This window comes from Candidatus Latescibacterota bacterium, assembly GCA_019038625.1.
Classification (GTDB): domain Bacteria; phylum Krumholzibacteriota; class Krumholzibacteriia; order Krumholzibacteriales; family Krumholzibacteriaceae; genus JAGLYV01.
Genome location: JAHOYU010000110.1, coordinates 78,976 through 89,792, shown reverse-complemented (window position 1 = coordinate 89,792; position 10,817 = coordinate 78,976). Strand labels below are relative to the sequence as shown.

Genomic DNA, 10,817 nt, shown 5'->3' with positions numbered 1-10,817 from the left:
GATACAGGGATAATTACGAAGTCGCCTGGCCTATCCTGAAGGAATACGGTATACCCGCAACAATGTTCGCGACAGCAGGTTTTATAGGAAAACGACGGATGTTCTGGTGGGACAAGATCGCGTATATGATCAAGACATCTGAAAAAAACATCATCGACTCGGGACCACCCACCGGGATCTCGATCGATATCTCACGTTTCGTAGACAGGCAGGACGCCGCACGTTTCGTGATAAAAAATGTGAAACACTTCAGGGAAGAGGAAAAGGAAGAGTTGATCTCTATCCTGTCCGATCAACTCGAAGTGATGATCAACGAGAACGACCACGAACTGACCATGACCTGGGAACAGCTTCGAGAACTCGGTGACAATGGGATCGAGATCGGCGCCCATTCGGTCAACCATCCGATATTCTCCAACATCGACGAGGAGAGGCTGAAGAATGAAGTCTCCGGCGCGAAACAGATGATAGAGGAGAATACGGGCAGGGAAGTCATCACATTCGGCTCACCGGGCAGGGGCATCCTGACCGATGAGGAGCGAGCGAAATTCGACAGGAATCTTATGGGCATAGTCGCCGAATGCGGCTATTCTTTCAGCACACTGTATAAATGGGGGCTGGCATACGAGAACAGCTTCAACCCCTACAGGATGCCAAGAGTGAGTATCGAAAGTCACGACTCGGCGAGTATCTTCGGAGTAAAACTAGCCTACCCCGAGCTTCTCACTTACTGAGGGTGGTCTTGAGGATGAGCGGAATGCCGGAAATTGGCAAAAGCAGAAAAGTGCTCTACCACCTGAGGACCCAGGGCTCCGGTTCCGAAGGCATTCATGTCCGCGGTCTGGTCAAGGCATTCCGAAGCCTGGGTTATGGCGTGGATTTCATCTGGCCACTTGGTGAAGGAGACCCAACCGTCAGGGCCGGCGACAACCCTTATGACAGGAAGAGAAGGAAATCGGCTGTCGAGTTGATAATCCCGTTTATACCCGGCCCCGTTTTCGCCTTCATGGAATACTGCTACAACTTCTGGGCGCACCGGCGTTTCTGTGCCGCTATGAAACATGAGAAATACGACTTTATATATGAGAGACATTTTTTCTTCTCATGGGCTTCGGGCGCGGCCGCAAAAAAATTCGGGGTCCCACTCGTCGTCGAAGTAAATGAGATCGCGGGGTTCGAAAGGGTCAGGGGCAATCACCTCTCCGGGCTCGCGAGAAGATGCGAACATTCCCTCTTCAGAAACGCGACCGTCATTTCCGTCGTCTCAACATTCCTGAAAGAAAAGATTCTGGAACAATACCCCGATATCGACAGGGAAAAGATCCACGTTATCCCAAACGGAGTGGATGAGGATTTCTTTGCCAACCCGGTCGACGGCATCCGGATAAGAAAGGAACTCGGGATAGAGGACAAGATCGTTTTCGGTTTCATCGGCTTCTTTCTCCATGTAAAGACCTGGCATGCCCTGGAGTGGTTCCTGCCCATATTTATAGAAGCGGCAAAGGATTACGACAAGGTTGTACTTCTGCTGGTCGGGGACGGGCCCGGCAGGGAGAATCTCGAGGAAATCGGGCGATCGATGGGATTCGAAGACAGAATGATATTCCCTGGGGCTGTAACTAACAATAAAATAGGAGATTACATTGACGCCATGGATGTCGGTGTGATACCTCACACGAACGAGTATCGGTCCCCGATAAAGCTTTTTGAGTACATGGCCTATGGAAAACCGATCCTCGCCCCAGCCCAGGAGCCTGTAGAATCTGTCATCGGAAGTATCCAGGAGATGTATCTTTTTGAGACAAAATCGGCCGAATCGCTCAAAAATACTGTGGCCGCAATGATCGCTGACAGGCAGAACTGGCCGGAAGCGGGAAAAAGGTTAAAAAAACTCACTATTTCCAGCTTCACCTATAAGAAGCATGGAGAAACCATCTTACATCTCCTGAAACGAGAGGGAATCTGACGGGATGCGTGATTTTCCCCTGTTTCGAGCCGATTGTCCCATATTTTGATAATTGTAACAATTCTTGCATGTTGATTTCGATGGACGAAAACGGAAAAAAAGGGAAGAATACTGATAGAGTACCGAATATTGCAATAAACTGCGATCTGGAGGATGGTGTCGAATGAGAAGGACTATAATACGACTGGGCATGTCGGTCCTGATGATAAATCTTTTATTTACCCTGTTCGGTCCCGACCTGGCCGCGCAGATCAGCCAGGACCATCCACGCATCTGGCTGACACCGGCCACGGTAGATGAACTGGTCGAACGGTACAACAGAGGCACGTACAACGCCGGACGACTGAGAGCCTGGTGTGACACCAATATCGATTCACCCCTCGACGGGTATGTCGACAGCAGGGGTATCGGCATGCTCAAGGCAACCAACTACGCGCTGATGTATCAGCTGACCGGTAACACCGCCTACTCCAGCCGTGCGGTAGATATCATCGAATACGGGTTTGACCACCCGTACACCAGCAGGACTGTCGACGACTGGCCTGGATTCGACAACTTTTACACCGACAGATACCTCGTGCCGGCGACCGCGTTCGTGCTCGACTGGTGTTACGACGCGATGTCAGATACACAGAGGAACAGACTTATAGACCAGCTCGACTACTGGGCCGGTTATATAATCGATTCTGCCCCCTGGGCATGGCGGGACGCCTCGAATAATTACTACTACGGACATGCCTGGGCCATCCTCACCGCGGGGTACGCGATCTACGGACACAGGTCGACCGCTGCCGGGTATATCGCCGAGGCAAAGATGATGCTTGGCGAGGGTATCAAGTATACGAACGGCGAGGACGTTCCCTGGCCGGTCAGTGACAACTACACGGGCAGGGCCAGCGGCGGTATGTGGAACGAAGGCACATCGTACGGAAGCGTGAACCACGATTTCATATTCTCAATGGTACTTGCCATACGCAAGGCAGAAGACTCAGAAGCCTATCCGGAATTCGATTTTCCCGGAGAGGTGGTCAAGTTCCATATATATTCCACCCATCCCGACGGCCGCACCCTCATCTCCGAGGGAGACGGCGCCGGGACGATGACGATCGACGACAAGATAAGAGTGCCGGTAGTACTCGCGACGGCCCTGGCCGAAGGAGATGAAAAGGGATACGGCCAGTACTGGCTGAATAACTATTCCTCCAACACGACCTCAGACTACAAATTGTATAATGAATTCATCTGGTACGATGACCAGCTGGAAGATATCGATTACAGGAGCGTCCTCCCCGACATGTACCATTCGGACGGTTCGCAGATCCTGGTCTGGCGCGAAGGCTGGGGTGAGGACGACTGCTGGATATCGCTTCGCATCGGCCTTCTTAATACGGACCACGCTCATAACGGGCTGGGCAACTTCGTCATCTATGACGACGGACACCTTGCCCCCGACAAGGCGAGCGTCCTCAACTACAGGGAAGCCTACCAGGACTACCATCACAACGTGCTCTCAATAGCACTCCCGGAAGACAGGAAACTGTACTGGGGAGCCTCCAGCATCGAACATATCTCCAACAACCCGGATTATCTGTACTATGCGGGAGATATGAGCGGCCCGTACCTCGCGCAGCCCGAGTACAGGAACAACACTGTGGCACACAAGGAACGCGAGTTCCTCCTCCTCAAGAAAGAAAAGACTCTCGTGGTAATGGACAGGGGCACCACTTTCAGCTCAAGCACCGAGAAAGCATTCCAGGTCTACCTGATCAATCCACCGACGATGTCGGGCTCTGACTACAGGACATCGAACGGCAGCCAGGATCTGCTTGTACATACGGCCTGGCCACCCGACGCGACTTTTTCGACTACGACAGACGGGCTTCCGCTTCTCCAGGTGAGAGATCCCGAGGTCACAACGACCAATACATTTCTCCACCTGTTGAAGGTGACGACTCCAGGGGGAACGATGAACTCGTCTCCTGTCGCCTCTAATACACCTTCGGTGGTCGCTTCGGCGTTCCAGAGTTCGCTCGACCCGGTCGACTACCTCGTTTCGTTCAGCAGCGATGCGGAAGGTGACGTGATCGATGACGAAAGCTTCACTCTCACATATAACCGCTACAGCGGAGCGGCCCGTATTTACATGATGAATATGACTCCGAATACTACCTATTACATGTACAGCTCGGCTGACGGAGGAACGGCTATAGTCACCGTCTCTACCAGTCCGCTGGGACAGGGATTCCAGATAAACAGCGATGGAGACGGAGTCATCTTTGCTGCCGTGAGTCTCGGCGAGGACCCTCTGCCGACACCGGTACCAGAGGGGGGCACGATAGATAAATAGAAGGCTCGATAGATCTGGATGAATCAAGACATCTGGAAGACTCGATAGACCAGGTATTACTTCAGGACGGACTCGTAAGAATCACATTCGAGTCCGTTCTTTCTTATGGAGGTCAGAATATCCTCGGGGTCCTGACCGAACAGACAAAGGCGGCCCCATAACTCGATGTCGAGCATGTTCCATAGCAGCTTTCGCTGACTGCTGAGGAGCGGAGCCAGTCTGACCGGATCGAAATCGAGCTGCTGCTGCAGGAATCCGCCCTTCAACAGCCAGGACAGTGGCGCTATCCACCTGTCGACCGGTATGTCTCCCCCCCACTTTGCCCGTGAGGCCAGCCCACCTCCCAGGTACGGAGCAGCCGCTTTCCGGACCACCTTCTTCGACGTTTTCCAGTCGATACAATGGCGCACAGGAAGATTTATGGCGAACTTCACAACTTCCATGTCGAGGAAGGGAAACCACAACCCGATTCCCTGGCCGGCACTCATAGCGTAACGCCTGTTCAGAAGGTGCTGCTGATAGTCACAGAGATTCTCGATCATCAACATCTTCACCGCACGCTCATTTTTATCCGCGATACCGGACACCGCTTCCAGGATACTGCTCCTGGCCGATGCTCTCTCGAGATTACCCATCCCTGCCGAGGCCAATACATGCAGGGGGTTTCTGAGCCTCAGTTCCAGATTGGCCGTATCCTGCCGCCCGGCGGCGATGACCATCAGGCGACGGAGCTTGGCGGGAAGAAATGAAACGAGTTTCGAAAGCCTGAGGTACTTGTAGAACGATCTGACATTTGCCTGACCACCAAACAGAAGATCGCTCGCCACACCGAGGATCTGCTCGGACCTGCCCGCGGAAGCAGTGAGCTCCGCGATTATGTAAAACCTTGCAAGATTCGGATGGGCGATCGGCTGGCCGAAATCGAGGATACTCTTCAGGAGAAGCGGATAGTATTTCCTCTGCGGCAGGTAACCGGCGCGGAAATCGCTTCCCAGCCTTTCCGATGTCTCCCTGCCCATATCTTCTTCCGAGACGTCCCCATCGACGACCGAAGTGCAGAACATCGGGATCCCGGGCTTGTCACCCCTGAGGATCCCTCCTATATAACTGCAGTCGACCCCACCACCACACATCAGGCCAAAATCGTTCTCGTCCCTGCTGCCGACTATCCGCCCGACACTCTCTCTCATCTTTTCCGTAAGGATGGAAGGTGCATCTATATTCCTGTTCTCGTTATACTTTGAAATATCGAAGAGTCCCTCATAGCTGAAATATGTGTCGGAGGTGATCGTTCCCGCGGCAGTGTCGGCCTTCAGCCATCCACCGTGGGGAATCAACAGGATGTCGGAATAGAAAGTCCTGCTGCCGTAAAGAGCGTCAAAGAAAAGATACTCGACAGCCGAGGACCTGTCTATCCCCTTGCGAATATTGAGGGAAGTCAGCGGCTCTATCAGCGACGAGAATGCGACCCCCTCCGGAGTATTTACGTAATAGACCGGGAAATACCCGTTCCTGTCTCCCGCGACGAGAAGCTCGTGCCTGTCTCCATCGTAGATTGCCAGACAGAACATGCCGGGCAGCTTTTCCAGAAAAGCCTCATTGTATTTTCTGTACAGGACGATCAGATTCGCACCTGTGTCTTTACGTATATCAAGCCCCTCATCCTGGAAGAGGTCGTCGAGGCCGGGCATCGCGCCAAGAAAAGATATTATCGCCCTTCCATGGTCTTCCTGGGAGACTCCCGAGATAAAATTCCTGCCCCCCGGGATAAGTCCCGCTGCAGCGACTCCGTCGTCGCTCACTGTGATGATGTTCATCCCTCCGCCGGTTCCACCCGCTCCCGCGGCCATCGATTCCACAATCGTGTCGGCGCGGAACGACCGTCCCTTTCTGCTGCGCCATGAAGCTGCAGCAAAGATCCTTCCCATCAGAGGGTCTCCTCTCTTCCCATAGCCTCCAGATAAAGTGTCCTGTAGCCAGCTTCCATGCTGGCCAGGGAAAACTCTGCTTCTACCGACTCCCCGGCCCTTCGCGCCATCGTCGTAAATGGAGCAGGATCCTCCATAAAACTTTCCATTATCGTGGCCAGTCCATGGTAGTCCCCCACATCCACGAAACTGCCCGAGAGTCCGCCTGTGATGACTTCCGGGTTTCCACCCACGGGAGTAACGACCGCCGGCACTCCCGACGCGGCTGCCTCAAGCAAGGTAAGCGATAACCCCTCCTCGAGGGAAGGCTGAAGATACATATCCATGGCAGACACATAGAGGGGGACCTCATTTGTGAATCCGGTCATGATCACCCTGTCCTCTATCGAAAGCTCCTTTATCAGCGTCTCTATATTCCCGCGCTCGGGGCCATCTCCCACTATGAGAAAGTAGCAGTCGCCGCGACTAGCCGCGACTTCAGCAAACGCGCGCAACATGGTCGTGTGATCCTTTACAGGGTCTAGCCTCGATACAGCGCCGAACAACAAATCCTCTTTATCTATCTTTTCCAGCCCCGGAAGGGACTGTCTGTCCACACTGATGTTTCTGTATCTATCCAGGTCGATCCCGTTATGTATGACCCTGATCTTCGAATTCCTGACTCCGCTTCTTCTCGCAAATATCTCCCCTGTCTCCTTCGAGACTACTACTACAGCGTGGGCCAGCGAATAGATATATCTCCTGAGCGCGGGCGACCAGCTCATCGAAGTCACGGCCCTGCCGTGTTTCGTATGGATGATCGGGATGCCGAGCATCCTTGCCGCCGGCGCGGTGTGCGTGTGAGCAAGAAAATTATGGGTATGTACCAGATCGGGACGAGCAGTGAGAAGATACTTTCTCATCCTCGAGATTCCGGAAAGGTAACGGATAGGTCCCAGCCCGGTGACACTCACGGGAAGGTCCCGTGATATCGCCTCGGCCTCGAGAGCTCCGCCCGGGTTGATACAGGCAAGTCCCACATCGATATCACCCGACCGTACCTGACACGATGCCAGCTCGATGACGAGCTTTTCAGCGCCGCCGAACTCGAGGCTTCTCAACGCGTGGACGACCTTCACGCCTGCCCTTCCTTTTCAGAAATAAAGAAATTCATCTTACTTCTGCCTCCCAGCGGGATATCCTCTACGAACTCCACTGTCAGCAATACGCCGTGTGAGGTCATTTCCGAAAAAGACTTCAGGATCTTCTCCCGGATCTCTTCGAGGCCGACCTCTCCGGTGGGTATGATCCTGATCTCGAAATGGTCATCAGCCCTTTCCACGAACTGGTACCGGAATACCCCCTCTACTCCGTAGAGGTTCCACTGGAGGATCTTCCAGTGCCATTCGTGCCCATCCGGAGCCTTGATGTTCTGGAGCTCTTTTCCCAGAACAGTCTCGAACATCGGGAATGTCCTTCCACAATCGCATCTTCTGTCGCTCATCACCGCTATGTCGTCGGTCCGATAACGTATAAGAGGCATGGCGTAGTTCATAAGATCAGTGACTATGACCTCTCCCTCCTCGTTCAGGACAGGATCGTCGTCGTCGTTGACTGTCTCGACCCAGAGAGTATCGATGTTGATATGCTGCCCGTTATGTTGTTCGCATTCACAGGAGATGTTCGTAAGCTCGCTGGTTCCGTACCGATTGTATACCGGACAACCGAACACCGACTCGATCTTTTCCTTCTGGAAATCGATTAACCTTTCCGCTCCCGTAACGATCCCGTCGAGCCTGGGTGGCTCGATGCCTTTCTTCTCAATGATCTCCGCCATGAGATAGACCGGATAGACATAAGACTCGATATACTTCGCACCATAACGCTTGATCTTGCTGATATATCCAGTCAGTACGTTTTCCTTCAAGTCGATGGAGGGTAGAAACCGGTAATTCTGAAAATTCCAGTAAAGCTGCTGTTTTATCCTGGCCATGGGACCGAGATGCGCCTTCTGCCCCCAGATCATCGCGGAAGGAGTACCCGGTCTCTTCCCGATCCAGTCTTCCGACCTCATCTTGATGGCCATTCTCATACACCACGTATCCATAGTCTTGTAAAGATCGGTAGGGACTCCCGTCGACCCGCTCGTCCAATTTTGTACGAGATCCTCTTTCCTGTAATCATCGGAGATAAATTCGTCCGGCTTCTCACGGAGGTCTTCCTTGGTCACCGTTATCCCCTTATCGGCCAGGATCCTTATATCCTCTATCCCCCTTGAAAGATCCAGTCCCTTTTCTCTGAAGAGATTCCTGTAGAACGGCACACGTGTCCCACAATACTCAAGCAGCCGATTGAGCCTTTCCTTCCTCATCTTCTCCAGTTCGTCCGCGGGTGCCCAGGGCAGGGGTGAGATCTTCCTGTAATGACTCCAGGTCGTCCTTCGCCTCAGCACCGAATCATAGAAAGGAAAGACGAGATTTCTGTATATCGGACCGTACAGGTCGGTAAATATCATGTGGGATCCTTTCAAAAACATGTCCAAAGCCGGACAAGCAATAAGTATTCCCCTAAACCCCATGTAATTCAAGCAAAAGATAGAACTCCGGCCAGTCGGATGATTTTATGGCATGAGCCTTGCGAAAATTCATATCAGCCGACATGAAAAACAGGAATAGGACTTTGGAGAAACGATGGGAAATCATTGGGAATCAATAAATTAAAAAAAAGCATTGCCTGTACGGCAAAAAAACCACAGTATACGTGTAATCAGAGGGAATGGTAGTGATGTATAAGGGTGGCTGTCAAAATTTTCCCCCTCAAAAACTAACAGGAATAGCTGTCTCCATTTTGGTCTCGTTTCTATTTTCCTCAGTCATTTTCGCTGCTGATGGGCCGGGAACGACTGGAGCCCTGTACTTGAGACTCCCAGTCGGCCCGAAATCGATCGCTATGGGTGAGACGGGCGCGGCTATAGAAGGAGATCACTTCGGATGGCTCGTAAACCCGGGCCTGCTGGCAGATGCTGACAACACAGGCATCGGCCTGTTCCACAGCCAATGGGTGCTGGATACCTATTACGACAACATCACACTTGCCTGGCGGCCGGCTTCCATGATCAGTGTAGGAGCGGGACTGACATACATGTCCACACCCGAAGTTCAGGGTTATGACGTGATGGGCTCTGCGACCGGGATGCTCAAGAACAACAATTTCCAGGGTATTCTTGGAATCTGCGTGACTCCGATCTCGAACCTGGGCGCTGGAGTCAGCATAAAGTATTTTCAGGAGAGGATCGCCGACTGGACGGCCAGCGGGATCGGGTTCGATGCCGGTGTAGTCTTCAGACTTCCTCTCGTCGGTCTTTCATTGGGAGCTTCGCTCCAGAATATCGGGCCGTCCATCAAGTTTATCTCCCACGAAGAAGAACTCCCCATGGCAGTCCGGATCGGTGGAGCTTACCATAAGACACTGGTGCCTGGTGTCGCGGGACTTGCCTTTGCGGCCGACATGGTAATGCCGAAACATTGTGACGCCTACCCCTCGATCGGCGCTGAGTTGAGTCTGAGAGACCTCATATGCCTGCGAGTCGGATACTGTGGTGAGAACGAACGCGAAGATAACGGATTGACTGCCGGCGGCGGTATCGATATCATGGGTACCCTGACCATGGACTACGCTTGGACTCCATACGGTGATCTGGGCGATTTTCACAGGGTATCTGTATATTTTCGCCGGTAGGACTATTCCCCCCCTGCCAGAAATGGCTCCAGATGAACAGGACTGACAGGCCATTGATCAACAGCACCCGAAATCCACGGGTCAGGGCTGCCATATCACTTCAGAAAAAACGGGACCGTGACAGGCTCGGCCTGATAATTGTCGAGGGTACGAGGGAAGTGGACAGGGCGCTGGAAGCGGGCATGAATCCTGTTGAAGCCTTCATCTGCCCCACTGTATCGGACGGACCAGTGGCAGAAAACATCGCCGGAAATCTTATGTCGAAGGGATCGGTCCTTTTCGAAGTCAGCCCCGCAGTCTATGGAAAACTGGCATACAGAAGCAGTACTGAAGGCATCATCGCGGTCTTCAAAAAACCTGAAGAATCTCTTTCATCATTCACCACACATCAGGCCGCTCTCTATCTTGTAGTCGACGGAGTTGAAAAACCAGGGAATCTCGGAGCAGTATTCAGATCGGCGGATGGAGCAGGAGTAAACGGAATAATAGTGACCGGGAAAGGGACGGACCTGTATAATCCCAATGTGATCAGGGCCAGCCTTGGAACCGTATTTAATATTGATTCAGCGGTCTCTACTTCAAGCGAGGCCATGCGGTGGCTGAAGGAACGGGAAATAAGGATGATCGTCGCGACACCGGCAGCTAAACAGCTTTATCACGAGGCCGACCTGTCATCTCACTGCGCTATCATCGTAGGCAGCGAAGATCAGGGCACCTCTCGTGAGTATATCGATTCGGCCGATCATCTTATCAGGCTCCCAATGAGAGGTATCGCCGATTCTCTCAACGTATCGGTATCCGCTTCCATACTGATCTACGAGTCGCTCAGGCAGAGGACAGTCGCCGGAAGGAAATGACA

The 10,817-nt window shown here is 52.8% G+C and carries 8 protein-coding genes; 5 read left to right on the top strand and 3 right to left on the bottom strand.

Going from position 1 to position 10,817, the window contains the following annotated elements:
• From KOO63_08780 to KOO63_08770, 3 genes are all read left to right on the top strand, one after another.
• The coding region (locus KOO63_08780) for a polysaccharide deacetylase family protein (protein MBU8921901.1) at positions 1–734 on the top strand (734 nt) is incomplete at its 5' end.
• A gap of 23 nt (positions 735–757) precedes the next feature.
• Positions 758–1,966 carry a glycosyltransferase family 4 protein gene (locus tag KOO63_08775; GenBank protein MBU8921900.1) on the top strand — a complete coding sequence of 403 codons (1,209 nt, stop codon included), beginning with the start codon at positions 758–760 and terminating at the stop codon, positions 1,964–1,966.
• A 163-nt stretch (positions 1,967–2,129) separates the two neighbouring features.
• Positions 2,130–4,313, top strand: a complete 2,184-nt coding sequence (locus KOO63_08770) for a hypothetical protein (protein MBU8921899.1) — start codon at positions 2,130–2,132, stop codon at positions 4,311–4,313.
• Positions 4,314–4,369: 56 nt separating this feature from the next.
• Here the strand turns inward: KOO63_08770 and KOO63_08765 are convergent, their stop codons facing one another.
• Genes KOO63_08765 through KOO63_08755 form a run of 3 tightly spaced genes read right to left on the bottom strand, consistent with a single transcriptional unit; the run spans position 4,370 to position 8,735 of the window.
• Positions 4,370–6,241 carry an asparagine synthase gene (locus KOO63_08765; protein MBU8921898.1) on the bottom strand — a complete coding sequence of 624 codons (1,872 nt, stop codon included), beginning with the start codon at positions 6,239–6,241 and terminating at the stop codon, positions 4,370–4,372.
• The gene (locus tag KOO63_08760; GenBank protein MBU8921897.1) at positions 6,241–7,359 is read right to left on the bottom strand and encodes a glycosyltransferase; all 1,119 of its coding nucleotides are present in this window, start codon (positions 7,357–7,359) and stop codon (positions 6,241–6,243) included. Before KOO63_08760 ends, KOO63_08765 begins: the two co-directional genes overlap by 1 nt.
• Positions 7,356–8,735: a hypothetical protein gene (locus KOO63_08755; protein ID MBU8921896.1), complete on the bottom strand. Its 1,380-nt coding sequence runs from the start codon at positions 8,733–8,735 to the stop codon at positions 7,356–7,358. The genes KOO63_08760 and KOO63_08755 overlap by 4 nt, the downstream gene beginning before the upstream one ends.
• Positions 8,736–9,136: 401 nt before the next feature.
• On the opposite strand from KOO63_08755, the gene KOO63_08750 reads away from it, so the two are divergent.
• Complete coding sequence (locus KOO63_08750) at positions 9,137–9,958, top strand: PorV/PorQ family protein (protein ID MBU8921895.1); 822 nt, start codon at positions 9,137–9,139, stop codon at positions 9,956–9,958.
• 32 nt (positions 9,959–9,990) lie between these two features.
• A complete protein-coding gene (locus tag KOO63_08745; GenBank protein MBU8921894.1) occupies positions 9,991–10,815 on the top strand; it encodes an RNA methyltransferase in 825 nt (274 codons plus the stop codon).
• Positions 10,816–10,817: the final 2 nt, after the last annotated feature.